Origin of the sequence: Croceitalea vernalis (assembly GCF_031846405.1) — a bacterium.
GTDB lineage: Bacteria > Bacteroidota > Bacteroidia > Flavobacteriales > Flavobacteriaceae > Croceitalea > Croceitalea vernalis.
Genome location: NZ_JAVRHU010000002.1, coordinates 395470 through 421308 on the forward strand (window position 1 = coordinate 395470; position 25839 = coordinate 421308).

Genomic DNA, 25839 nt, shown 5'->3' on the forward strand with positions numbered 1-25839 from the left:
AAGAAAATGCACCAAATAAATACTAAAACGCTTCAAGATTTAGAATTTCCCACTGTTTTGCAGCAATTAAAAGCTCGATGCAATACGGAAATGGGTAAAATGGCCGTAGTGAATTTAACTCCCGTAAACGACCAAGAAGCCATTCTTACCCTGTTAACACAAACCTCAGAATATTTAGCCTCCTTCGAAAATGATAATCGAATTCCTAACCATGGTTTTGATGCTATAGATATTGAGTTAAAATTGCTCAAAATTGAAAACACAACTTTGGAGCTTTCGGGCTTTCGCCGCATAAAACAGATTTGTAATACCATAATTACACATAAAAAGTTTTTCAAAAAGTTTAAAGAGTACTATCCTGAACTATTTAAATTTTCTGAAACTGTTGAAGAGAATAGCAGGATTCCAAATAGTATAGATAATGTAATTGACAAGTTTGGCGAAATCAGGGATGATGCCTCCTTTGATTTGAAACAAATCAGGCATCAAATCAATCAAGTACGAGGAAAAATAAATCAAAGCTTTGGAGTTGCGCTTACACGGTATCAAGCCTCTGAATTTTTAGATGAGATTAGAGAATCGGTGGTAGATAACCGTCGCGTATTGGCTGTAAAAGCAATGTATAGAAAAAAGGTTCGTGGTACCGTTATGGGCGCATCAAAAACCGGAAGTATCGTTTATATTGTTCCAGAAGCGACTTTGCAATTCTCCCAAGAACTAAGCAATCTTGAGTTTGAAGAAAAAGAAGAAATTCAACGCATCCTTAACGAACTAACGGATAGTATCCGACCTTTTCAAGAATTTCTAGCAGCGTATCAAGAGTATTTAACGCAGATTGATATTACTTCAGCAAAAGCGAAATACGCGAATGAAACCAAGGCTATTCTGCCAGAAATAAGTGAAGAACGACGCTTGTTTTTAAGAGATGCGTATCACCCGTTGCTGTATCTTAACAATAAACAGAAGAAAGAGAAGACTTGGCCACAGACCATTGAATTACACGCGGAGAATAGAATTATTGTCATTTCTGGTCCTAATGCAGGAGGTAAAAGTATTACACTAAAGACCATTGGGTTGTTGCAGGTGATGTTGCAGAGTGGTTTGTTGATTCCTGTTCATGAACGCAGTACTGTTTGTTTTTTTAATAAAATACTGACGGATATCGGAGATAACCAATCCATTGAAAACCATTTAAGTACCTATAGCTATCGACTAAAAAACATGAATCAGTTTTTGAAGAAGTGTAATAGCAGCACACTTTTTTTAATTGATGAGTTTGGTACAGGTTCTGATCCAGAATTAGGCGGCGCTTTGGCGGAGAGTTTTCTAGAGATTTTTTATGAGCGTAGCGCCTATGGGGTAATTACCACGCACTATGCCAACTTAAAATTGTTGGCGAATGAATTGCCGCATGCCACCAATGCCAATATGCGTTTTGACAATAAGACTTTACAGCCAACATTTCAATTGATATTGGGTGAAGCTGGAAGTTCCTTTACGTTTGAGGTAGCGCAAAAGAATGGCATCCCCTACTCCTTAATAAATAAGGCGAAAAAGAAAATCGACCGAGGCAAAGTTCGTTTTGATGCCACCATATCCAAATTACAGCAAGAGCGCAGTAAAATGGCCAAAACAGGTTCGCGATTACAAGATGAAGAAACCAAAGCACGTGAAGAAGCTAAAAAATTGGAAGCCCTTAACGCAAAGGTGAAGTCAAAGCTGGAGAATTATCAAGAGCAGTATGATCACAATCAACGGATGATTTACTTGGGTAACAAACTCAATGATGCCTCTGAAAAGTATTTTTTAGATAATAAAAAACGACCTCTGATATCGGAATTGCTGCGGATTGTAGAAACGGAGAATAGTAAACGTAAAAAAACCACTGCAAAGCAGGCAAAGGCTAAGAAGGCTCAAAAGAAACAGGTAGCAAATGAATTGGAACAGAAAATAGTCAAGGTTCGTAAAGAAAAAATAGTCAAAAAGAAAAAGGCCGTACAAGCAGAAAAGACAAAACCAAGACCAGTCTTTAAAATAGGTGACCGTGTGCGACTTTTTGATGGTAAAGCTGTTGGAACTATTGATAAATTAGAAAAAAATAAAGCCGTAGTAAACTACGGCCTTTTTACCACAAATGTGAGTGTGGAACAGTTGGATTTGGTGGAAGCTAAAACAAAATAACAGCCGACACCAAGCTGTTGAATCACAACTTAAGGTGCCGACTGCATGACTAATAAATAATTAATTCACTATTTAATTCTTTCCACAGTAAAGTTTCCATAGAGCGTATGTAAGGATACCTCATCAAAAATTAATCTATAGGTTCCCGAATTTCCGGCATCTCCTATATCAGTTAAAGGTATTTTCAATGACCTGACGCCTAAGTTTTCGCTTGAAAATAAGTCTTTATCATTGACGTCACCTGATAATTCTACGTAATCATTGTCGTAATCAGGTCTGTACAATTCAATGTCGATACTCTCATTAATTAGATGAGACCGAAAAAGTGAAATCTGAAGGTCATTAGTGCTTGGCCGTACCCACCGTACTCGATCTGATTTGCTATTAATTTTCCCTTGAACGGAACCCCATATTTCTAAATGAGTTCCTTCGCTACCTACTGCCGGTGTTTGAGCCACATATAAATCATTAATTGTAATTCTATATTTTGGGTAGGCCAAATCACAACTCCTAATATTATATTCTGTAGCTAAAATTACTTTTGCAACTGGAAAGCCTTGTTTAACGTATCTTAATTTATAGGCTAAGGGAGCTCCGGGTGAATCTTTTGAGTAGTTGCCCCCTTCCGAAATATAGTCATAAACGCCCTGAGGTCCATTTACCACCTGGGTAGCACTGGCGCCCGAACCTCCAATTACCGTTGCTTTAACAGTAGATGAATTGAAAAGGGCTGAATATGAACCCTCTGCACTAATATTACCCTCAAATCCTGCATTAATTGCCCCATTAAAAGCAGTTCTTACTTGTGTAATTGACGAGTCTGATTCAACTGTATATAAAACCATCCGTCCGTACGTTACTGATGAGACGTATACTGGGCTTGTGGAACCTAGACTTTCCGAATTGGGTAATTGGGTAAATAAATCACTTGGTGATTGACCTGGTGTGTCTAAATCAAGTGTGAAATATTTTTGAATGAATTTTAAAACATAGGTGTTTTTTCTTTCTGATCGGTTAAAGTCGACACTGCCGCCAATACTTTTGGTCAATCCTCTGTAATTGGCGCCGATGGCAACAGCCATATGCTGTTCCGAATACACCTCTGATTCTTCAACAACCAGATTTGCAGGTGTGGCACCAGTCACCTCTCTGGCCAATAGTTCATTGATACCTGCTCGTACCGTACTGAGTTTATTCGGATTTTCAATGGTTACCGACGGACTACCTGAGATATTACTAAATGAGGTTGATACGGTAATAGGTGCTCTTTCAGCGTTTATTGCGATGTATTCACCAGTTGGGATAGATTCACCTTTTAATAAGGCGCCTGGATATATGACATCTGTGGTAGGGTCTAACATAAAGAGTTCATTAAAACCAGGTGCTCCGTTATAGGTTCTGGTAAAACATTCAAACTCAGTTTCCCCTTCACGTTCAGGATTAGTTGCCCCAGATTCTGCTATGGAAGATTCAGTAGGCTGATCAAAAGCACTTAAATTAGCGACTACAGTATTAAATTCATCGGCATCATTATTAGAAAATTGTGGTTCATCAGGATCATCAGGGCTAACTTCATCTTTGCTACAAGCAGATATCAGAAATAACAGAACTAATGGTACTAATTTTAAAATACTTTTTAATGGTAATTGATTTGTTTTCATAATTTCTTGTTTTTAAGATTCAACACTCCAAAACTAGAAGCACACGCCTCTTAAACCTAAAAATAGAGCTAGACAAATCCTAGACAGATTTGTACTTGTGCATCTAGACGGGTGGTTTTCCTTAAAATTCAAAATCTGTTCAAAACAAACAATATCAATGATTTACAAACATTCGAATTATACATATATAGTGAATTGTCTTGATTTCACATAGACAGCTTTAAATTTTGGCCGTATTATCTTCTTAAATATTAGTTACCTTGTGAAAAATTCATATAACCTCAAGATGACCCAAAAAGCTACTTTGTTATTAACTACTATAAGCATTTCTTTTCTTTGTCTAGGACAACAAGAATCTAAACTGGACAGTCTAAATCTTGCGATAAAGAATTCGAATGATATTGCAGAAAAGGTGGAATTACTACGAGACAAATTTAATATTCAACTTTACAGTGAAACTGGCAGTGCAAAAGAAATCGCTCAAAAAGTATTGACTATTTCAATTAAAGAAAATTATCTAAACGGAATTGCCATTGGCAATTACTGCCTAGGTAATTATTTTTACATCAGCAATAATTTAGATTCTGCTAGTTTTTATTATAATAAAACCATCAAAATTAGCCAAAAGCACAATTTGAATAAGCAATTAACTATTGCATTATCAGGTAAAGCCATTATCAAAGCAGACACCGGAGACTACTTTGGCGCCATTCAATTAAATGATTCAATTCTTCCTCTATATAAAAAGATGAATAACTATTTGGGCTTGGGCATTACCTTGGGCAATTCCGCCAGATCATACCAAACCATGGGACAGTATGATAGAGCCATGGCAGGGTATATAGATGCATTAAAAGTTTTGGATACTATTGACAAAGAGCCATTTAGAAAAGCTGATATTTTAATGGATATCGGAAAAATAAATTATTCGCAAGGCAACTACAATCAATCTATTGAATACTACAATCAAGCACTCGAAATTTATGAGAATACTACAGATTACCTGTATCAGGCCTATTTACTGAATCATATGGCAAATACTTATGTAGAATTGGGAGCGTTGGAAATTGCGTTAAAAACGTACCAGCAAAGTCTAACAATAAGCAAAAAATTTAACTATTTAAACCATACAGCAGATGCCCTAGCGAATATCGGAATTATACAAAGAAAGCTTGGAAATTATGAAATAGGGTTGAAAAGTCAACTTCAAGCACTGCAAATTAATAAATCGAGCAATACAATCGATAATGTAGTAAGCGTATTGGGTGAAATAGGAAAAACCTACACAGAATTGAACGATTTGCCAAATGCTTTCAAGTTTTTGAATCAATCCATTCATTTGGCTGATTCTATCAAGACCGCCAATTATCTATTGTCGGGGTTAAACTATAGGGCTGCTGCTTTCGAAAAAGCAAATAAATACCGAGAGGCCAACATTGATAGAAAAAGATACCAGAAATTGAATGACAGTATTTTCAATGCCGATAAAACAAAGCAAATTGAACAACTCAGAACCCTATATGAAACGGAGCAAAAAGAAGCCGAAATCGCTTTACAGCAAGAAGAAATAAAAACTTTAAATGAAAAAGCTAAGGTAGATAAATTAAGAAAAGGACTTTATGCGGGAGGAATGGCCTCTGCTATAGCCCTATCTGGGCTATTGGTCTTTGGGTTTCGACAGCGCATCAAAAAGAACCGTATTGAAAAAGAAAAAATTTCTGAACAATTGGAGCATAAACAAAAAGAATTGACCAGTCAGACCTTACATTTGGTTCAAAAAAGTCAATTCATTGCAGAAATAAAAGAAAACCTTGAAAATTTAAAAAACTCCCCAGAAAAGTTTAAAGTTGAGTTTAAACGTATTGTAATGCTCCTAAAAAAGCAGAATGCAGCAGATAAAGATTGGGAAGTATTTAAATCGTATTTCTCTGAGGTACACCAAGATTTTGAAGAAAAATTAAAAGCAATAACGGATAAAATTACAGATAAAGAATTGCGTTTGGCGTCTTATGTAAAAATGGGTCTCAATAATAATGAGATTGCAAATATCCTTAATGTGTTACCTTCAAGTATACATACCTCAAAATACAGGTTAAAACAAAAATTGATTATTGATAAAGATCTTGACTTTGATGGTTTTATTAAAAGCTTGTAAAATAACAGCCGGCATCAAGTTGTTGAACCCAACTTGAGCGGCCGACTGTAGCTAAGCCAAAACCCTAATTACAGGTTACCTTTTGGATTTCCAAACAACAACCTAGGAAGCCCGTAGTGGCCCTATGGCAACTGTTCAAACTTGATGTAGTATCTCCTATATCGTATTGGTACACGTCCTTTTCATCTTCATCCTGCACATATAAGCGAATATCATAAGCCCCGTTTGGTGGTTGCAATTCATTGATGCTCCCACTTACATCAACCTGTACCCAGCCCCTATCTGGATCGGTAGCTAATTGCGCTTTTGAGATACTACCACCACTTCCTTGTAGATTATTTTTGTAGGTCAACCCGACACGGAAAGAGCGCCCCGTATCATTGATGAAATCGACGGTTCGGTGCTCCACCCCTTCGCTACTGCAGTTTTCGGCTGTATAGCTTTCCGTATAGCCCATTTTCGCAAGGGTATTGTCTTTTAAGAAACGTACCGTATACGAAATGGGAGATCCAGGATTATCTCTGCTGTACACCGCATTGGACCCTTGTATGATCGGCGCCAAATCTCCAAAATCACGGGCTGTAACCGCCTCGGTTGCCACTTCGGCATTACCTCCTATGACCACCGTTGTAATACTGGAGTTGGCCAAAATACTCTTCAATGTTGCTTCGGTCTCCAATTCAAGGCTATTGTTTTTTCCTGCAGCATATCCTAAGGCGGCTTCTAGCTGAACATCAGTTGATTCATAATTGGTTTCCAATCGGAACATAATGATTCTTCCATAGCTCACTGATTGTATGTATCCCGGAGGTGAACTCGAACTAAAGGTCGAAGCTACATCTTGCGAGCTCAAATCTTCATTAAACACTGCGGTGGGCGAGGCCGGTGGAACCATGGATACTGTATAGAAAACTTGTTTAAATACCATATTGGCGACCCTTCTTTCCTTGGTGCTTTGGAAATTGAGTTGCGAGCTAAAGTCAGTTGAGGCCCATTGAATATTAATTCCCAATTCCAAACTTACTTGCTTTGAACTATAAGCCGTTTTTTCACTTGAAAATGAACTTCCTTCATTTACATAACCTTCATCATAGGCATTGGCATTCCACCATTCCAGTGCCGTATCAATACCAGCATCTACAGAATTAAAAGTAGGGTTATCTACAGCTACATTACCATCTTCTCCAATACCTGGTAAATCTACTCTCAAATCAACAGGTGCCCTGCCCAATGTTACTGGAGTAGGAAGTCCATCACGAAGGTCATTATCAATTTTCACCAATGCTCCTGGCCAAATGATACCTGCATTCGGTTTCAAAATGGCAATATCCTCAAAATTCGTTTCTAAACTATAAGTCGTCGTCGTACAATTTGTCGTGACATTGTTCTCAAATTCAGGAGGGGCATCCTCAGTATCTACGGGTACTTTCTCAGTGATAGTGCTACCAGTGCCCACAACCCCTAAAAGTTGATCTGGGTCATAAGAAAGATTGGCAACAACATCATCTATGGTTTCTTCATTGCCCATAGGTACTTCATCATCAGAACCGCCAACAGGTTCTATAACTTCATCGCTACTACAAGCAACAATGATTAATAAGAGCATAAGGGACAATACCCTCATTGCAATTTTCAATTGTGATTGATTTGTTTTCATAATTTTTAGTTTTTTAGATTCAACACCTCAAACCTAGTATAGAAAACACCCCTTCCCTAATTTTGTCCATGGACAAAGTATGGACAGCCTACATGGATTTCAACTTAACTACCTATGGACAATTCATAAAATAGATAAATTTATATTTTTACGAAAAGTCAACAAATTCAATGTATTGATGGTTATAATCAACCATATACATAACTAATATTTTATGGACTTTTTATGGACAATAGGCTTTTTATGATTTAAATATATTTTGAATCAGTTCCAATTATTATGTACCTTGACAATCATAAATCTCTTTAACCAATGAAAAAATATTTAGTCTTTACTCTACTTGTATTCCTCTTTTCGCAGGTATTAAGTTCTCAGAACCAAGAAATTGTAGATAGTTTAAAGCAATTGTTAGCAAATCATCCAACCAAAGACTCTGTAAGAGCAGATATCCTAAGCGATTTACATGAGAAGTTAATGTTTGCCCAACCACTGATTGCTAAGAAATATGCAGAGGAAGAACTTAGTATATCCAAAAGAATAAACTACAGAACAGGTATTGCGAAAGGTTACATGCATTTGGCAGATTTTTACGTAAATAGAAATAGCACCGATTCTGCACTTTTTTATTATGATAATGCAAGGAATATTTTCAAGGCTCTAGATTACGCAAGAGGTGTTGTTTTTGTGAATTCTTCAGTTGCAGATATAGAACGAGGTTCGGGAAATTTTGTCAAAGCAATTGAAATGTTAAACCAAAATTTGGTGTTGATTAAAGAAAATGAAAAGAATCCAATAGCTATTTCTAAGTTTTCAGGTGCTCAATATAACACTCTTGCAACAATATATATGGACAAAGGAGATTATAGAATTGCTGTTATTGAAGCCTTAAAGGCACTAGATTTATTTTCAGAAATTGATGACGAGATAAGGAAAGCTGATGTATTAAAGTTACTTGGTGATTTAGAGTATGGTCTAGAGAATTACGAAAAATCAATTCAGTATTATGATGCCGCAATAGAAACATACACTAAGTATAATGATGACTTTTACCTAGCCTACGCTAAAAGTGCTGCAGGATTAGCCCTAAGAGAGCTAGGAGAATTAGAAAAAGCCAAGAACTATCAAAAACAAGCTATTGAATTGGGCAAAAAAAATGACGCAAAATTATCTCTCTCCCAATCTTTAAATAGTTTGGGAGAGTTAATGGTGCTAGAGAAAAACTATATATTGGCGAAATCTATATTCAAAGAATCTAAAGAAATATCAGATAATGAAGGCTTTAAAATACCAAATATAAATTCACAGATAGGTCTTTCTAAGGCCTTTATAAATAATCCAAAGGAATCCATAAAATATGTTACTTCGGCTATAAATAATGCAAAAGCTATAGGAGCTATGTCCAGTTTACAAAGTGCGTATGCTTTAAGGTCAAGAATTTATGATAAAAATAACCAAGATCAAAAGGCCATTAATGACCTAATAAGTTCTCAACAAATAAATGATAGCTTGTTTAATTTAAAAAAGGCTCAACAAATTGAAGAATTAAAAACGATTTATGAAACAGAAAAAAAGGAAGCCGAAATAGCTCTGCAAGAAGAGGAAATCAATACCTTAAATGAAAAAGCTAAGGTGGATAAACTTACCAAAGGACTATATGCTGGTGGTATGACCTCTGCCCTAGCCTTATTTGGGCTCTCTGTTTTTGGGTACCGCCAGCGTATCAAAAAGAACCGTATTGCAAGAGAAAAGCAAGAGGAGATTTTAAAAAAGGAAATTGAACATAAACAAAAGGAACTTACAAGTCAGACCTTACATTTAGTGCAAAAAAACACCTTTATTCAGGAGCTTATGGAGAATTTGGAGAATGTGAAGAATTCTCCAAACAAGTTTAAAACCGAGTTTCGACGTATTGTTATGCTCTTGAAAAAAGAAAATGCCTCCGACAAGGATTGGGAGGTATTTAAAACCTATTTTGCAGAAGTCCATAATGACTTTGACCAAAAGTTAAAAACGCTTTCTGCCGATATTTCCGAAAAAGAAATTCGCTTGGCCGCCTTTTTAAGAATGAATTTGACAACCAAAGAAATTGCAGCCACTTTAAACGTTTTACCAGATAGTATCTTAAAATCGAAATACCGATTAAAAAAGAAACTAGGGTTGGACAAAGAAACCGATTTGAACCAATTTTTAAATGCATTATGAAAAAACTAACCATACTCATTCTGCTCTCAGCAATCCAACTAGTTGGGCAAAACAGTAAAAAGATAGATAGCCTTTTAAACGTCTATCAGTCAACCGACAATGATAGTATAAAACTTAGGGCGAGTAATAGGATTACATCCTATTATATGTATCGTGATATCAATAAAGCAAAATCTTTTGCTCAAATCCAATTGCAGCTTTCGAAAGATGCTAATGATGTTCAGGGAAGTCTGAAAGCCTTAAATCATTTTTCAACGATTTATAGCCGGTTAAGTCAATATGACTCCGCCCAATATTACATTGAAAAAACCTTGGACCTTGCGATTGAAACAAAAAATTTGAGTCAAGAATCCATTTCCAGACATAGTTGGGTAATTATGGAAATAGATAGAGGTAATTATGAAATGGCGATGTCTCTTAATGAAAAAAACATCAAGTTCAATCAGGAAATTCAAGACACCTTGGGTTTAGCCATGTCTTATGAAACGGAGAGTTCTATTTTCACGGAAAAGGGATTTTATGAATTGTCCCTAAAAAGTGTGATGAAGAGTCTGGAGGTTTATGAAAAACTGGGGGATAGTATTCGTATAGCAGACGTTTTCCAAAAAATAGCAGTTATTGAAAACTCGCTAGAAAATTTTGATAGCGCTATAGAGAATAGTAACAAAGCTTTGAAAATCTATGAGCGATTTGAGGATATTGAATACCAAGCAATGATGTTAAATATCCTAGGAATCTCTCACAAATTCAAAAAACAATTTAGGGAAGCAGAGACCTATTTTAAAAAAAGCATGGAAATCTCACAAAAATTTGGTTACACAACTATTTACTTAGTGAGCATCGCACACCTAAGTGATACTTATCTAGAGCTTAATGAGAACCAATTGGCGAAAAAATTAATCGATGAAGGAATTGCCACATCAGAAGGATTAAATAGTCAACGTATGGCATCTTATTTTAAGATGCGAAAGGCTAAATATCTTAAAAACGTTAATGCCAAGGAAAAAAGTTTAACATTGTTGGACGAAATTATCAGTGAATTTCCCAATGAGAAAGAGTACTTATTGTCCGCCTATAAAATTAAAATGGAAATTTACAAGGAACAAGGTCGATTTCAAGCGGCTTACGAACATTTTGAAGCCTTTAAAATATTGGAAGATTCGACTTCTAAGAAGACCAATGCCCAAAAAATCAATGAGCTAAGAATTATCCACCAGACAGAACAAAAAGAAGCTGAAATTGCGATACAGGAAGAGGAAATCAACACCTTAAATGAAAAATCGCGAGCCGACAAACTCCAAAAAGGATTATATGCTGGAGGTATGGCCTCTGCCCTCGCTCTGTTCGGACTTTCCATTTTTGGTTATCGCCAGCGAATTAAAAAGAACCGTATTGCTAGAGAAAAACAAGAGGAGATTTTAAAAAAAGAAATTGAGCACAAACAAAAAGAACTTACTAGTCAGACCCTGCACTTAGTGCAAAAGAACACCTTTATTCAGGAGCTGATGGAAAACTTAGAGAATGTAAAAAACTCACCAGACAAGTTTAAAACAGAGTTTAGACGAATAGTTATGCTCTTGAAAAAAGAAAATGCCTCCGACAAGGACTGGGAGGTATTCAAAACCTATTTCGCCGAGGTGCACAACGACTTTGACCAAAAACTAAAAACCCTTTCTTCTGATATTTCAGAAAAAGAAATACGCCTAGCTGCTTTTTTACGTATGAATTTGACCACCAAAGAAATTGCTGCAACGCTAAATGTACTGCCTGATAGTATTTTAAAATCAAAATACCGTCTTAAAAAGAAATTGGGTCTTGATAAAGAAACGGATTTGACCAGTTTCTTAAATACATTATAAAATTTAGGTCTTCCTTAAGCCCTAGTGTATCTTTGCAAAGTGAATGACCATAAGAAAATTATCCTTTTTGATGGAGTTTGCAACCTGTGCAATACTTCAATTCAGTTTGTCATCAAACATGATAAAACCGATGAATTTCGTTACGCTGCCTTGCAAAGTGAAGTGGGTCAGCAATTAACTTCAGAAAGAGGAATAGATACTTCAACTGTTGATTCAATTGTCTTGATAGACCCTGGCGTAGCCTATTACACCAAATCAGATGCTGCTTTGGAAATAGGAAGTAACTTGAAAGGTTATCGGACACTTTCTAAGTTCTTTAAGCTTTTTCCAGTCGGATTCAGGAATATGATTTATGATTTTGTAGCACGAAACCGCTATAAATGGTATGGTAAGCAAGATGCTTGTATGATTCCTACACCTGAGTTACAAGCCAAGTTTTTGTAGTCCCTCACTCAAAAGGTTACTTTACTTTTAAAATAGTTGGTTTAAATCATTCATGATTTTATAACTTCTTTTATCATCCTAGGTTTGAGCAATCTTAAAAACCAATCCGATGAAAAAGTTTCTATTATTTTTAGTTCTGACTCCGTTTATTCTCTTTGCAAATGATAAAAAAACACCTTCAAAGATTAAGGAGGTAACTGTTTATTTGAGCGGAGCGCAAATTCAACGTAATGCCAATGTAAACTTAGCTTCCGGGGTTTCTGAAGTCATCTTAACTGGGCTTTCTTCAAAAATTGATGAAAATAGTATTCAGATTTCGGGACTACAATTGGTTTCTATTTTATCAATGACCTATGATATTAATTATTTAGAAAAATCAGAGGCTAGTCCTGAGCTTTTGGCATGGGAGTCAGAAATTGAGAATACCCAATTAAAAATTAGCCTGCTTAGAAATCAAATATCAGGATTAGAAGAAGAAGAAAACGTTATCACTAAGAACCGGATTATTGCTGGTGATAACTTGGCGTTAGATATCCAAAGAGTTAAAGAAATAAGCACTTATTATAGAGAACGAATTACCGCCATTAAAAATGAAATTTATAAACTCAATTTAGAAATCAACTTGTTGAATAAATCGATTAGAGCTATTCAAAATCAAATGGCCGAGGTCAATAATGCACCTTCACAACCACAGGGCGAACTAAAATTAAAACTGGACGCACCGATAAATATGACCCTAAACTTAAAAATTTCTTATTTTATTCCTGATGCCGGCTGGATTCCAAACTACGATATAAAATCTAAAGCCTTAGGCGAACCATTAGATTTAGCATATAAGGCAAATGTGTATCAAAATACCGGAAAAGACTGGGATAATGTGCAAGTAACATTATCGATCGGTAACCCCAATTATAATGTTGCAAAACCGCAATTAGAATCGAAATACCTCAATTTTGTAAGTCCTTTTAAAAAACGGTCACAGGTTACCACTAAAAAAAGAGGGTATTCCTATAATCCAACAGTAAGAAGGGTTATTGGAACAGTAACCGATGAATCTGGTCAACCGCTACCAGGTGTCAATGTTGTAGTTAAAGGCACAAGTATTGGTACTCAAACTGACTTTGATGGAAACTATGCTTTAGATGTCGTTAATGGACGAGAACTGGATTTTAGTTATATCGGACAAAAAGCTTTAAACCAAACGATATACTCTTCCGTTATGAATGTTCGGATGGAAGAAGATGCTACAGCCTTGGAAGAAGTAGTTGTTAGTGCCTATGGAGTGAAAAGAGAAAAAAAGGCTTTAGGTTATTCAGTGAGTCCCTCTCAAGCCCTTGCCGGTAGTTCAAAAGGAGTTGTAATAAGGGGCTATACAAGTTTTTCTAATTCTAACAATCCCTTAATTATAATAGACGGCGTGCCAAGCGATAATTATGAAATGGGAGACTTAGATGAAAGTGAAATTCAACATATGGAAGTTTTAAAAGGTGAGACTGCCAGTTCAATTTATGGTAGTAAGGGTCGAAACGGGGTTGTCGTTATCACTACTAAGAAAAGTACCCTGCAAGATGAATTAACAAACACTAAATTCATCATTAAAAAGCCCTACTCTATTGCATCTGATAATGACATTACTGCTATTGAAATTAATACTTTTAAATTGGCAGCCGAATACGAGTATCTGGCTGCACCAGTACTTAATGAAAATGTTTTTTTAACTGCTAGTTTTAAAAATTGGGAAAAATACCAATTACTACCTGGTGAGGCGAATGTTTATTATGAAGGTACGTACGCCGGTAAAACAACACTAGATCCTTTTACTGTTCAAAAAGAAATGGTATTGTCATTAGGGATTGACCCAAACATCACCGTAACTAGAAAACAACAACGGAACTTTAAGAGTAAATCTTTTACAGGAAGTAACAGAATTTTAAATAGAGTGTATGATTTAGAGGTCAAGAATAATAAAAATGTGGCTATCAGCTTAAAATTAATGGATAGAATACCTAAATCACAAAATAAAGAAATAAAAGTGGATGATATTTTGACCTATAATGCTCAGTATGATAAGAAAAAAGGATTGTTAACTTGGGATGTAAATTTAAAACCTCAAGAGACCCAAAAAGAGAGCTTTTCTTTTATTGTGAAGTACCCAAGAGGAAGGTATATTTCTTTGTAGCTAAGATATTATTAGAAATAATAGAATTGAAAGTAGTTGAATTGAAGAGTTTGAGACTATCTTTTTATTAGATATCATAACAATTTAACTTACTTAAATGCAGGATGCTTCGTTGCAAACTCTTCAGAATGACAATCATAATTTTTGTTTTGTCGTTCTGAATGTAGTGAAGAATCCCACATAAACTAGCTCAGAATCTGCTGTTTAATGGAAAATGAGATGTTTTTTGCCTGAGCATGACAAAAAAAACAGTACAAATTACTTCAAATTATTCAATATAAAATCTAAAGTGGAATTGGTGTTTAGCTTTTGTTGAAATGTATGGCTTTTGTGTTTAATCGGTTCCACCAAACCTAATTGTTTCATGTATATCATGGAGGGTTCATTATCTAGAGCAACCTTTCCGGAAAGCAATATATCTAAAGACTCTTCATTCTTATAGCGTTTATAGATTTTTCTCAACCCACTGAGATATAGACGGTCTTTCGTAAATCCACCCCCTCTATGCGCTCTTAAAGTAATCGCAAAAGCTTCATCACGGTTTAATTTATATTGGCCGTGAATAAGATCAAAGGTATCTGCAAAAGAATAGCCCTTAATCAAACTATCAGCAGCCATTACACGGTATGCTAATTCCTTAAGGCGTTTTAAAGTTAAAGCACCGCCCATGTATTCACTCAATACAGCAAGTCCTTCTTGTGTTTCAACATTTTTAGGTAATCCATTAGAAAAAATACTTAAAGGCTGTGCTAATCCATTATAGGTAGTTACCAAATGCACGCCTATTTCGTGGTGAGCCAAGGTTAGCAACTGGTTTTTACTGAACTTAGTGTTCTTTTTAATGAAAAGTGTTCTAGTGGCATTACTGACCATAGCATCGGCCGAAATATGCACTGAAAACTTCACATTTAAGGGAAAATCATATTGAGCTGCGAATTCTTCAAAGTAATCTTTAGCCTGTTCTGCAGAATATACCTTGTCCATTTCAATACCAGAAGGTTCGTCGCTATAGTGCAAAATGAACTTCGCATTATCAACATCTTTTTCGGTAGGGGTACCATATACCCGTAATGAATTGTAATAGAATTTTTTTCCACGCCCAATAGTTTCAATACATTGAATCATATTGGCATAGTAATAAACAACATCTTGATAAAACTTATGAATGGTGTCATCTTGAATTCGTTCTAATCGCTGTGAAAAGAACAAACGTTGGAGTTTATAAGGGTCAAACTTTAATTTAGGGTACTTAAAAGTTGGCTCCGAGGTGAATTTTGAAGAGAAAAAGCCTTGTTTCTCTTTTTCAATATTTAAAGGATTTACATAGCTCAATAGTTCAATACGCTTGACCAACCTGTTTAAGTTGGAGTCTATATCAAATAATGCAGGATACTGGCTTTGTAAATCGTTCTGTTCTTTTACAGGAATCATATTTGCTGTAGAAATTCTTCAGTCTGCAAAGGTATCAATTCTTTCAACTGTTCCTCCACAGTTTTAACCACTTCTGGATAAATAACGCCAGTTAATTCATCACAGTATATTTTTGAGATTTCTGTAGCCAGTACAAGCGTGTTCTTAAAATTTTGAGTGATGAACTTTAAAAAGTACCCATTTCCTTGAAAAGTGTCATTAATCAAAGAGGTCTGTGGTAAATCATGTGGTAATTTAATAGCACCAAGCTTTGTGCTCCAACTACTTACTATATCACCAAAACGGTCGTTATCAATATTTGTAGTACCTAGGTTCCAGGTAGGAACCTCCCTATCCCACCGTTTCCAGTTATAACTATGCATATCATAAACAATAGCTTTACTGTGCATTTTTTCTAGCTTACTGACTAAAGCGTATACTACTTTGTAGAAATTAGCGTGTTTAGAAAGGCTTTGATTTATTTCTTTTTCGCTCAAAGGCTTCTGCCAAAGTTTTTTGCCCCATGCACTGTCAAAGACTGCTGATTCTGGTGGTCTGTTTAAATCGTATTCAAAACGACTATCGCAACCAGCTAAAACAATTGGTTGAGATTGTACCATTTGCTTAGTGCAAGGGTCTTCTTCATACCAACGTTCATATTCGGTATGAATACAATTAGACCACAATGATTTTCGGAATTGATGTCCGTCATGTACGGCTGCACAAATAAAGGGCTGGTATTTATCAATTTTAAGAGTGAAAGAATAATCTTCGGCAACAGCATCAAATACTTCTTCTGAATTTATCCTTTGAATAATTTCAGAAACAGAGAGCCTAAGCATTTTGAACCTCGTTACGTAAGCGAGAACGTCTATTAAAAGCCTCTAGCTTATCTAAAACCTTACTTTCAACAAAGTCAATAACCTTGCATTGAATTTTAGTCTTGTATACTTTGTTCATATACGTAACACCACCTGGAGACATAACGTTTACCTCAACTAGTTTACCGCCAATTACATCAATACCAACAAAGAATAACCCGTCCTTAACCAATTTTGGTCCTATTTGTTTGCATAAGGCTTTTTCTTGTTTGGTCATAGAATGTTTTGCAACGGTCCCCCCTGCTGAAACATTCGAGCGGTGGTCATCAGAACCTGGTACGCGTTTCATTGCTCCAATCGGTTCTCCATTTAATAAAAGAATACGGACATCGCCTTGGTCTGCACCTTCAATGTATTCTTGAAGTATTACATAGTTAGAGCTTCCATCAGAATTAGTTACATAAAAATCTAACAATGATTTTATATTACTCATTGCCGATTTTTCAATAAGAATCACACCTGATCCTCCAAAGCCATTTAGGGGTTTTAAAATCATTTTATCAGCAGCAGACTCTTTGATTTGCTGCACCAAATAATTCTTATTCTTAGAAACATGTGTTACCGGTATAATATTGCTATGGCTATCTCCAAAAGCTGCGGTGTATAATTTGTTATTTGCTTCTCGAAGCCCCTGTAATGAATTGACAATAAATACATCATCCTTTACAGAATCTAAGAAGTTAAGCATGATGGGGTCTAAAGGCGGATTTGCTCTCATAAACAGAACATCAAATCCTGCTAGAGGCAACATCTCTTCCCTTAAACTAGCTTGTTTATAGAATGTTTTTAGATTACTTGAAACCTTATCCATTCTATTCACAACAGTACAGAAAGCGTTGGTAACACTATTTCGAATAGTAAGGTTGACAGGGCTACAAAGCGCTACGCCGTGCCCACGTTTTACACATTCATGGATTAATGCAAGACTAGTGTCGTTCTCCGGGTCGATTTCCTCCCAAGGATACATTAAAAAACAAATATTCATAACTTCTCGTATTGATTGATTATTTCACTTCATCGTAATGGTCATCCCAATTTTTTGGTTTTGGCTTATGCAATTTATCAACTGATTTGGCCACAATTGTTGCTACAGTAGCATCTCCTGTTATATTCACTACGGTACGCAACATATCTAAAGGCCTATCAACTGCAAAAATCAAAGCAAGACCAATGGCATATTTTTCTGGTGGAAACCCGACAGATTCTAGCACTATTACTAACATTACCATACCTGCTCCAGGAACGGCTGCCGTTCCAATCGAGGCTAATAAGGCTGTTAAAACAATGGTTAGCTGAGCGCTTATTGGAAGATCAAAACTCAAAGCTTGCGCAATAAAAACCGCAGCAATACCTTGATACAGGCTTGTTCCATCCATATTCACAGTCGCACCAACAGGTAAAACGAAACTAGAGACTTCTTTATCAACCCCAATATGCTCTTCTACACGTTCCATAGTTACTGGTAAGGTGGCAGCACTTGAACTCGTTGAAAAAGCTAGTAATTGTGCAGGACTTAACTGTTTTAAAAACCAGAAAGGGTTTTTCTTCGCAAAAATTGACACTAAAATACAATAGAACACTATCATTAAGAATAGCCCTAAAACCACAACTCCCGCATATTTCAATAGCGCTAATAGAATTTCTGGATCACTTGACGAAACCACTACGTTAGCTAATAATGCAAATACCGCATAGGGTGCTGTTAGCATTATTAAATCGACCATTTTTAAAACTACATCATTAAGCGAATCAAAGAATTTTTTTAATGGTTTTGCTTTTTCCTCTCCAATAAGCAGCATCGATATTCCCATAAATATGGTGAAGAAAATAACCTGTAGCATCAACTGATTATTACCTAAGGCACTTACTGCGTTATCTGGAACCATATCTTCAATAAATTTCAAAGGGCCACTTTCTTTTTGGCGAGAAGCTTCTGCAAGCTTAGCCGTAACACCTTTATCATTGGCATAAGTAGACGTTAGTTTCTCTATAGTTTCTTCAGAAACTCCAGTACCGGGTTCCATAACATTTACTAAAACAAGACCTAAAATTATGGCAACAGTTGTTGTACCTACATAAATACCTATGGTTCTAAGACCAATATTTCTAAACTTTGAAATATCTTTTAAATCAGATATTCCTTTAATTAAGGAGGCTAAAATTAATGGTACTGCTATGAGTTTAAGAAGCTTAATGAAAATAGTACCAAAAGGGGCAATCCAGTTGGTAACAAACTCTTTTCCGCCCGTCATGTAAGTCATACCGAAACCGAACACCAGTCCCAATACCATACCTATCATTATTTGCCAATGTAATTCTAGTTTACGCATATTGAATATTTGCGTAGTAAGATACTATTTTGAACGGAAAACCACTAATGTGAAGAATTAGATTTTATTGGTTTTGGCCAATAACATAAAATCGGCTAAAACCAAAGCAGTCATTGCCTCAACAATAGGAACGGCTCTTGGTACGACACAAGGGTCATGTCGTCCTTTTCCTTGTGTGGTAACTTTATTACCTTCTTTATCTATAGTATCATAAGACTGTAAGACTGTTGCAACAGGTTTAAAAGCGACACTAAAGTAAATATCCATTCCATTACTAATACCGCCTTGTACCCCTCCACTTAAATTGGTAATAGTGCTTCCGTCCGTATTGAACTGATCATTGTGCTGACTGCCTTTCATAGCTACACCTGAAAAACCACTACCATATTCAAAACCTTTTACTGCATTAATGGACAACATGGCTTTGCCTAATTCCGCATGCAGTTTATCAAAAACTGGTTCTCCAAGACCAATAGGTACATTTTTGGCCACACAAGTAATAATTCCGCCAATGGTATCCCCTTGCTTCTTGATGTCTTTTATATAGTCTTCCATTCGAGAAGCCGTTTCCATATCTGGACATCTGACTGCTTTACTTTCTATTTGACTAAAATCAAGCTGTTGATAAGGAACTTCTAATTTTAGGTCACCTACTTGAGACACAAATGCATTTATTTCAATAGCATTTAAAAACTGCTTTGCAATAGCTCCAGCCACTACTCTACTTGCAGTTTCTCTCGCTGAACTGCGACCACCACCTCGATAATCACGAAAGCCGTATTTTTTATCATACACATAATCAGCATGTGAGGGACGATAAGAGTCTTTAATATGAGAGTAGTCTTTTGACTTTTGATTGGTATTATGAATGGCAAAACCTATGGGCGTTCCCGTAGTTTTTCCTTCAAAAATTCCAGAATAAATTTCGACTGTATCCGGTTCCTTTCGTTGTGTTACAATCGCTGATTGACCTGGTTTTCTTCGGTTTAGTTCATTTTGAATTGCATCTATATCTAAAGTAATGCCCGCAGGACAACCATCTAAAACCCCGCCCAATGCTCTACCATGAGATTCTCCAAACGTTGTTAACCTAAAAATTGAACCAAAAGAATTGCCTGCCATGAGTTACATTTAGAAGTTTTCAAAGGTAATTTTTATAAATTTTACACAAAAACAAAAGAATAACTTAATGATTTTGAAACAAAAAAAATATACCGTAATGTTTTTTTAACAATATGCTGACAAACTCTTGACCTCAAATCAAGCTACAGTTTATTCCTACACCTTTACTTTGTAGTTAAATTCTATTGTATTGAAAAAAAGGAAGATAGAGCTAGCCATTATATCAGATGTACATCTTGGAACTTATGGCTGTCATGCAGATGAGTTAATTACGTATTTGAATAGTATTCAACCCAAAAAGTTAATACTTAATGGAGATATTATTGATATATGGCAATTCAAAAAACGATATTTTCCACCCTCCCATTTAAAGGTTTTAAAAAAGATTATTGGAATGGCCTCAAAAGGCACCCAAGTCTTCTATGTTACAGGTAATCATGACGAGATGCTTCGCAAATTTGCATATACCTCAATGGGTAACATAAAGATTGCCAATAAATTGGTTTTAAATTTAGATGGCAAAAAAGCTTGGATTTTTCACGGTGATGTTTTTGATGTATCTATTCAAAATGCCAAATGGTTGGCTAAATTAGGTGGGTATGGTTATGATATGTTGATATTGATAAACCGTTTAATTAATTGGTTCTTGAATAAGTTGGGGAAAGAAAAGTATTCGCTTTCAAAAAAGATAAAGAATAGCGTAAAAGGTGCCGTCAAGTACATTAATGATTTTGAAAAAACAGCTGCTGACTTAGCAATTGAAAATCACTATGACTATGTCATTTGCGGCCATATTCACCAACCAAAAAAAGAGGTTTACGAGAACAAGCAAGGTAAAACCATGTATCTTAATTCAGGGGATTGGGTTGAAAACTTAACGGCCTTAGAATATTCCTTTAAACGCTGGAAAATATATCACTATAATCATGATAAGCTTTCTCCATTTTTTATGGATGAAGACTTGAAAGATATGGATATGAATGAACTTATAGCCTCAATCACTGACAAGAATGATATTAGTGATATTGAGGTGAAAACAACAGAGGATGAACCAAAATCATTTGATAAGCAAGGCTTGTCTCAAGATACTGACGGGGTGTAATGCCGTTCGTTGGGCACCATCTTTAATTTGATGTCTACAGCTTGTGCCATTCGCTGAAATAATGGTATCCTCCTTTGCTTTGCGAACCGCAGGAAACAATTTTAACTCCCCTATTTGCATACTAACTTCATAATGTTCTTTTTCATATCCAAAAGAACCTGCCATTCCACAACAGCCAGATGCTATGATGGTCACTTCATAATTTGTTGGAAGATTCAACATATCAAAGGTCACTTTTTGATTAGATAATGCCTTTTGATGACAATGGTTATGAATTTTTACTTGTTTGCTTTCTTTTGTAAATACGTCTGAGGTTATGCTTCCTTTTGATATTTCATTTGAAAGGAACTCTTCAATTAAATAACAGTTGTCTGCTATTTTCTCTGCGATTTCTGGGTCTTCAAAAAAGCGTTTGTATTCATCTCTAAAAGATAAAATGGCAGAAGGTTCTAAACCAATAACTGGTAAACCCTGATTTTTATACGATTTTAATGCTGTGACATTCTTTTTTACTAAGGCCTTTGCTTGATTTAAAAAGCCTTTTGAAAGATAAGTCCGTCCACTTTCAGCATAAAACAATTGCACCTCATAACCTAAGTTTGCTAATAGTAAAATGGCATCTTTACCTACTTCAATATCTAAATATCTTGTAAACTCATCAATGTAGAGCACAACTTTACCTTTTGATGCTTTTTTCGAAGCTTGATTTTTTAAAAAATTTTCAAAATTAAAGCGATGTACTTTAGGCAAACTTCTTTCAATAGCAACACCGCTTGATTTTTTTAGTAGTGTTCCAACTGGAGAATCGTATACGATATTAGTTAAGCCTGCAATCTTGCTTGAAAGTGCATTTATTCGAGTGTTATAAGCAAAAAGTTTACTTCTGGCTGAATACCCATTCGTTTCTTGATACTGGTATTGAAATTCAGCTTTTAAGGTTGCTACATCGACATTACTTGGGCATTCACTTGCACAGGCCTTACAGCTTAAGCACAAATCAAAAACCTCTTTTAATTCTTTGTGGTCAAACTGATTGGGCTTGTCTGAATTTGTCAAAAATTCGCGCAAAGCATTGGCTCGACCACGTGTCGTATCTTTCTCATTCTTAGTAGCATGATAACTTGGACACATACCACCAGGCATTTGATGTGATTTTCTACAATCTCCACTTCCATTGCACTTTTCGGCAGCCTTTAAAATACCTTCGCTATCTGAAAAATTAAGTAATGTTTTAACTTCAGGCTCTTCTCTATCAATTTCATAACGTAGCGATGCATCCATTGGTAAAGCATCTACAATTTTTCCAGGATTAAAAATGTTAAATGGATCAAAATAGCTCTTTACTCTTTTTAAAAGTTGATAATTCGTTTCACCAATCATTAAAGGAATAAATTCTGCTCTTACAATACCGTCACCGTGTTCACCGCTAAAACTACCCTTATACTTCTTGGTCAATTTAGCGACATCTGTAGTAATCTGTCTAAACAGCTTTACATCTTTTGATTTCTTCAAATTCAGTATGGGCCTTAAATGCAATTCTCCAGCACCTGCATGAGCATAATACACGGCACTCTGCTTATACCCTTTCATAATTGCTGTAAACTCTGCTATAAATTCTTTCAAGTCTTCTAAGGCAACAGCAGTATCTTCAATACAAGCAACCGCCTTTTTATCCCCAACCATATTACCTAAAAGTCCAAGCCCAGCTTTACGCAGTTCAATCGCTTTCTTAATATCGTCTCCATATAAAACCGGACTAGCATAGCTTAATCCTGAAAGAGTTATGGTTTTTTGTAATTCACCAATCTTTTTTTCTAGTGCAGCTTTACTCTCTGCTTTTAGTTCTAGCATTAAAATAGCGGCCGGGTCATCCTTAACGAAGAAACGGTTAGCTAGCTGCTGTCTATTGTTTTTGGTACAATCCAAAATAACCTTGTCCATCATTTCACACAGATGTAAAGGGTGTTTCATTACTGGAGCAACATCACTTAAACAGTCTTCAAGGGTTTTATAATGCGTAGCAACCATAGCGGCATGTTCAGGGGGTAAAACATCCAATTGCAGTGTTATTTCAGTGGTAAAAGCCAATGTGCCCTCACTCCCACTGAGTAGCTTACACATGTTAAACTGCTCTTTGCTAGAACTAAACACATCATTTTTTAGTAATTCATCAACAGCGTAACCAGTATTACGACGATGGATATTCGCTTTTGGAAATTCTTTGATGATATTATCTTGTATGCCAACATTAGCAAGTTCATTTTCTATTACTTTATACAATTTACCTTCTAAGGTTTCTTCTTCTGTTTTTAATTTAAAAGCCGATTTTGAAATAGCTTCGAACTTTGCTTCACTACCATCATAAAGCACAGTTTGCATGGACACCACTTTATCTCTTGTTACGCCATATTGTATTGAAGTGGTTCCAGAAGAGTTATTACCTACCATACCCCCAATCATACACCGGTTGGAAGTTGATGTATTTGGGCCAAAAAAAAGACCAAATGGTTTTAAATACCGATTGAGCTCATCACGCACAACCCCTGGTTGTACGACGACTTGTCGTTTTTCTTCGTTTAAATGTAAGATTTTTGTAAAATACTTAGAGGTATCTACAATTATACCTTCGCCAACACATTGTCCGGCTAAAGATGTTCCTGCTGTTCTCGGAATAAGACCAATCCTATTTTTAGTAGCAAAATGAACTAAAATCTTTAAATCTTCACTATCTTTTGGAAAGGCAACTGCTAATGGTATCTTTCTATAAACCGAAGCATCTGTTGCATAAATTGTTTTTGACAAATCATCATAAAACAACTCGCCTTTTAATTCTTTTTTTAAGTAAACCAATAAAGATATATCCAATTTGGAACAATTTTTGACTACCAAGTAGAGTTAAAACATAATAGTTAGAACAAAGCTATTCTTAATTTTCAATTTAAAGAACAACTTATGAAGATTACCACAATTTTTACTTGCATTTTCGTTTTTGCAACAACTTGGGTTAGCGCACAAAACATATCTGAGCATACTCTAGGCCTGCGTTTGGGTGATAGTGATGGTTTCGGAGCTGAAATTTCTTATCAAAAGTCTATTGGAAGATACAACAGAGCTGAATTTAATTTAGGTTGGCGCGATAGCCGTGAATTTGATGCTTTTAAACTCGCAGGCGTATATCAATGGGTTCGAAATATTGATGGCGGATTTAATTGGTATTATGGTTTTGGTGGCGGCGTTGGTAATTCTGATTTTGAGGCGGTGCCCGACAGAGATAGAGATGACGGTCTTTTTGTATTTGCTGCAGGAAATTTGGGCATAGAATATGATTTTGATATTCCTCTTTTAATTTCTTTAGATATGAGGCCCGAAATTGGCTTACTTGGCTTTAGCGAATTTGACAATGACTTCTTATTTGATTTTGCTATCGGTCTCCGATATCAGTTCTAATCTTAAACACATATGCCTTAAAAGTGATTGTTCATACAAGCACTTTTTTTTTGCTTCTCAATATTCCTACCTTTGAATAAAATATTTAGAGCATGATCAAAAGAGTATTTCTACTTGTCATTATTGTCGTAATAGCCAGTTGTAGTTCAAATTCGGATGGATATACTGTTAATGGAGAACTTAGGGGTGAATTAAAAGATTCAACTCGAGTATTTTTAAAAACAACAGATTCTTTGGCCAGAACATTGATTGACGTTGATACTACTTTAATCGAAAACGGTTCATTTACATTCACTGGACTTGCTGACGATTTAAAAGTACACTATATAATGATTGAAGGAGTCTCAGGGAATGCGCCGCTTATTCTGGAAAATGGTAAAATTTCTTTTAAAGCACAAAAAGATAGTTTAACATTTCATAAAATCAAGGGTACAACTCAGAATGACCTTTTTATGAATTACTTAGAAGAGATTAGAACCATAAGTTCTATGTCTAAATCGATGAATGCTGAGTTTAAAGGAGCTCGCGGTGATACCGTTTTAATGAATTCTTTACGAGAAGAGTTTATGGAATTGCAAGACCGAGCAAAAACCTTTGATCTTGATTTCATCAAGGAAAATCCAAATGCATTGATATCGGTATTAATTTTAGAAAAAGCAGTATCTACCAAAGCACTACCGGCTAATGAATTGGCGCCTTTATATGATGGTTTAAGTGAAGAAATAAAAGGAACACCTGCAGGTATTAGAGTAGGAGAAAAAATTAATAAAGCAAAAGGTACGGAGATTGGTTCTGTAGCTCCAAATTTCTCGGGTCCTACCCCAAATGGTGAAACTTTGGCTTTAAATGATGTAAAAGGAAAAATAACGCTGATAGATTTTTGGGCAGCCTGGTGTAAACCATGTCGCGCTGAAAACCCAAATATTGTTTCGGTTTACGAAAAGTATAAAGATAAAGGATTGAATGTGCTTGGTGTTTCTTTGGATAGAAAAGAAAACGATTGGTTAAACGCCATTGAAACTGACGGTCTAGCTTGGAATCACATTAGTAATTTACAATATTTTCAAGGTCCTATTGCACAATTGTATAACGTGAACGCCATACCTGCCGCTTTTTTGTTAGATGAAAATGGTGTTATCATTGCTAAAAACTTAAGAGGTCCTGCTCTAGAACAAAAGGTTGCTGAGCTGTTGAATTAAATAAAGAATA

The 25839-nt window shown here is 35.7% G+C and carries 17 protein-coding genes; 9 read left to right on the top strand and 8 right to left on the bottom strand.

Annotated features, from left to right (window positions below; all coding sequences use genetic code 11):
• Positions 1–6: 6 nt before the first annotated feature.
• Positions 7–2181, top strand: a complete 2175-nt coding sequence (locus tag RM520_RS08220) for an endonuclease MutS2 (protein ID WP_311387660.1) — start codon at positions 7–9, stop codon at positions 2179–2181.
• Between the two features lie 68 nt (positions 2182–2249).
• Here the strand turns inward: RM520_RS08220 and RM520_RS08225 are convergent, their stop codons facing one another.
• Complete coding sequence (locus tag RM520_RS08225; protein WP_311385228.1) at positions 2250–3842, bottom strand: thiol-activated cytolysin family protein; 1593 nt, start codon at positions 3840–3842, stop codon at positions 2250–2252.
• Between the two features lie 286 nt (positions 3843–4128).
• Between RM520_RS08225 and RM520_RS08230 the strand changes: the two genes are divergently transcribed.
• A complete protein-coding gene (locus tag RM520_RS08230) occupies positions 4129–5997 on the top strand; it encodes a tetratricopeptide repeat protein (protein WP_311387661.1) in 1869 nt (622 codons plus the stop codon).
• Between the two features lie 64 nt (positions 5998–6061).
• Here RM520_RS08230 and RM520_RS08235 read toward each other — a convergent pair whose 3' ends face one another.
• On the bottom strand, positions 6062–7654 hold the full coding sequence (locus RM520_RS08235; protein WP_311387662.1) for a thiol-activated cytolysin family protein: 1593 nt from the start codon (positions 7652–7654) through the stop codon (positions 6062–6064).
• 312 nt (positions 7655–7966) lie between these two features.
• Here RM520_RS08235 and RM520_RS08240 point away from each other — a divergent pair, with 312 nt between their 5' ends.
• The 4 genes from RM520_RS08240 to RM520_RS08255 all read left to right on the top strand — a co-directional run bounded on the left by RM520_RS08240 (position 7967) and on the right by RM520_RS08255 (position 14338).
• A complete protein-coding gene (locus RM520_RS08240) occupies positions 7967–9856 on the top strand; it encodes a tetratricopeptide repeat protein (RefSeq protein WP_311387663.1) in 1890 nt (629 codons plus the stop codon).
• Positions 9853–11715: a tetratricopeptide repeat protein gene (locus tag RM520_RS08245; protein ID WP_311387664.1), complete on the top strand. Its 1863-nt coding sequence runs from the start codon at positions 9853–9855 to the stop codon at positions 11713–11715. The genes RM520_RS08240 and RM520_RS08245 overlap by 4 nt, the downstream gene beginning before the upstream one ends.
• Before the next feature lie 39 nt (positions 11716–11754).
• Positions 11755–12159, top strand: coding sequence for a thiol-disulfide oxidoreductase DCC family protein (locus RM520_RS08250; RefSeq protein ID WP_311387665.1), 405 nt, complete (start codon positions 11755–11757; stop codon positions 12157–12159).
• Positions 12160–12268: 109 nt separating this feature from the next.
• Positions 12269–14338, top strand: coding sequence for a DUF4139 domain-containing protein (locus tag RM520_RS08255; RefSeq protein WP_311387666.1), 2070 nt, complete (start codon positions 12269–12271; stop codon positions 14336–14338).
• Positions 14339–14596: 258 nt separating this feature from the next.
• Here the strand turns inward: RM520_RS08255 and RM520_RS08260 are convergent, their stop codons facing one another.
• Genes RM520_RS08260 through aroC form a run of 5 tightly spaced genes read right to left on the bottom strand, consistent with a single transcriptional unit; the run spans position 14597 to position 20081 of the window.
• On the bottom strand, positions 14597–15769 hold the full coding sequence (locus RM520_RS08260; protein ID WP_311387667.1) for a peptidase MATCAP family protein: 1173 nt from the start codon (positions 15767–15769) through the stop codon (positions 14597–14599).
• A complete protein-coding gene (locus RM520_RS08265; RefSeq protein WP_311387668.1) occupies positions 15766–16590 on the bottom strand; it encodes an N-formylglutamate amidohydrolase in 825 nt (274 codons plus the stop codon). The genes RM520_RS08260 and RM520_RS08265 overlap by 4 nt, the downstream gene beginning before the upstream one ends.
• Positions 16583–17614 (bottom strand): glutathione synthase, encoded by a 1032-nt coding sequence (gshB, locus tag RM520_RS08270; RefSeq protein WP_311387669.1) that lies wholly within the window; start codon positions 17612–17614, stop codon positions 16583–16585. The genes RM520_RS08265 and gshB overlap by 8 nt, the downstream gene beginning before the upstream one ends.
• A 19-nt stretch (positions 17615–17633) precedes the next feature.
• Positions 17634–18959 (bottom strand): dicarboxylate/amino acid:cation symporter, encoded by a 1326-nt coding sequence (locus RM520_RS08275; protein ID WP_311387670.1) that lies wholly within the window; start codon positions 18957–18959, stop codon positions 17634–17636.
• Between the two features lie 57 nt (positions 18960–19016).
• Complete coding sequence (gene aroC, locus RM520_RS08280) at positions 19017–20081, bottom strand: chorismate synthase (RefSeq protein WP_311387671.1); 1065 nt, start codon at positions 20079–20081, stop codon at positions 19017–19019.
• Between the two features lie 190 nt (positions 20082–20271).
• On the opposite strand from aroC, the gene RM520_RS08285 reads away from it, so the two are divergent.
• Positions 20272–21183, top strand: coding sequence for a UDP-2,3-diacylglucosamine diphosphatase (locus tag RM520_RS08285; RefSeq protein ID WP_311387672.1), 912 nt, complete (start codon positions 20272–20274; stop codon positions 21181–21183).
• On the opposite strand, the gene RM520_RS08290 is transcribed toward RM520_RS08285, so the two are convergent.
• A complete protein-coding gene (locus RM520_RS08290; protein ID WP_311387673.1) occupies positions 21139–24048 on the bottom strand; it encodes an FAD-binding and (Fe-S)-binding domain-containing protein in 2910 nt (969 codons plus the stop codon). The genes RM520_RS08285 and RM520_RS08290 overlap by 45 nt on opposite strands.
• A gap of 87 nt (positions 24049–24135) precedes the next feature.
• Between RM520_RS08290 and RM520_RS08295 the strand changes: the two genes are divergently transcribed.
• Both RM520_RS08295 and RM520_RS08300 read left to right on the top strand, forming a co-directional pair.
• A complete protein-coding gene (locus tag RM520_RS08295; RefSeq protein WP_311385241.1) occupies positions 24136–24630 on the top strand; it encodes a hypothetical protein in 495 nt (164 codons plus the stop codon).
• Positions 24631–24722: 92 nt separating this feature from the next.
• Positions 24723–25829 carry a redoxin domain-containing protein gene (locus RM520_RS08300; protein WP_311387674.1) on the top strand — a complete coding sequence of 369 codons (1107 nt, stop codon included), beginning with the start codon at positions 24723–24725 and terminating at the stop codon, positions 25827–25829.
• The last annotated feature ends 10 nt before the right edge of the window (positions 25830–25839 follow it).

What these genes read in the sequence shown, in the direction of transcription:
- RM520_RS08220 (WP_311387660.1), top strand. Translation starts at nt 7, where the DNA reads ATGCACCAAATAAATACTAAAACGCTTCAAGATTTAGAATTTCCCACT.
- RM520_RS08225 (WP_311385228.1), bottom strand. Translation starts at nt 3,842, where the DNA reads ATGAAAACAAATCAATTACCATTAAAAAGTATTTTAAAATTAGTACCA.
- RM520_RS08230 (WP_311387661.1), top strand. Translation starts at nt 4,129, where the DNA reads ATGACCCAAAAAGCTACTTTGTTATTAACTACTATAAGCATTTCTTTT.
- RM520_RS08235 (WP_311387662.1), bottom strand. Translation starts at nt 7,654, where the DNA reads ATGAAAACAAATCAATCACAATTGAAAATTGCAATGAGGGTATTGTCC.
- RM520_RS08240 (WP_311387663.1), top strand. Translation starts at nt 7,967, where the DNA reads ATGAAAAAATATTTAGTCTTTACTCTACTTGTATTCCTCTTTTCGCAG.
- RM520_RS08245 (WP_311387664.1), top strand. Translation starts at nt 9,853, where the DNA reads ATGAAAAAACTAACCATACTCATTCTGCTCTCAGCAATCCAACTAGTT.
- RM520_RS08255 (WP_311387666.1), top strand. Translation starts at nt 12,269, where the DNA reads ATGAAAAAGTTTCTATTATTTTTAGTTCTGACTCCGTTTATTCTCTTT.
- RM520_RS08260 (WP_311387667.1), bottom strand. Translation starts at nt 15,769, where the DNA reads ATGATTCCTGTAAAAGAACAGAACGATTTACAAAGCCAGTATCCTGCA.
- RM520_RS08265 (WP_311387668.1), bottom strand. Translation starts at nt 16,590, where the DNA reads ATGCTTAGGCTCTCTGTTTCTGAAATTATTCAAAGGATAAATTCAGAA.
- gshB (WP_311387669.1), bottom strand. Translation starts at nt 17,614, where the DNA reads ATGAATATTTGTTTTTTAATGTATCCTTGGGAGGAAATCGACCCGGAG.
- RM520_RS08275 (WP_311387670.1), bottom strand. Translation starts at nt 18,959, where the DNA reads ATGCGTAAACTAGAATTACATTGGCAAATAATGATAGGTATGGTATTG.
- aroC (WP_311387671.1), bottom strand. Translation starts at nt 20,081, where the DNA reads ATGGCAGGCAATTCTTTTGGTTCAATTTTTAGGTTAACAACGTTTGGA.
- RM520_RS08295 (WP_311385241.1), top strand. Translation starts at nt 24,136, where the DNA reads ATGAAGATTACCACAATTTTTACTTGCATTTTCGTTTTTGCAACAACT.
- RM520_RS08300 (WP_311387674.1), top strand. Translation starts at nt 24,723, where the DNA reads ATGATCAAAAGAGTATTTCTACTTGTCATTATTGTCGTAATAGCCAGT.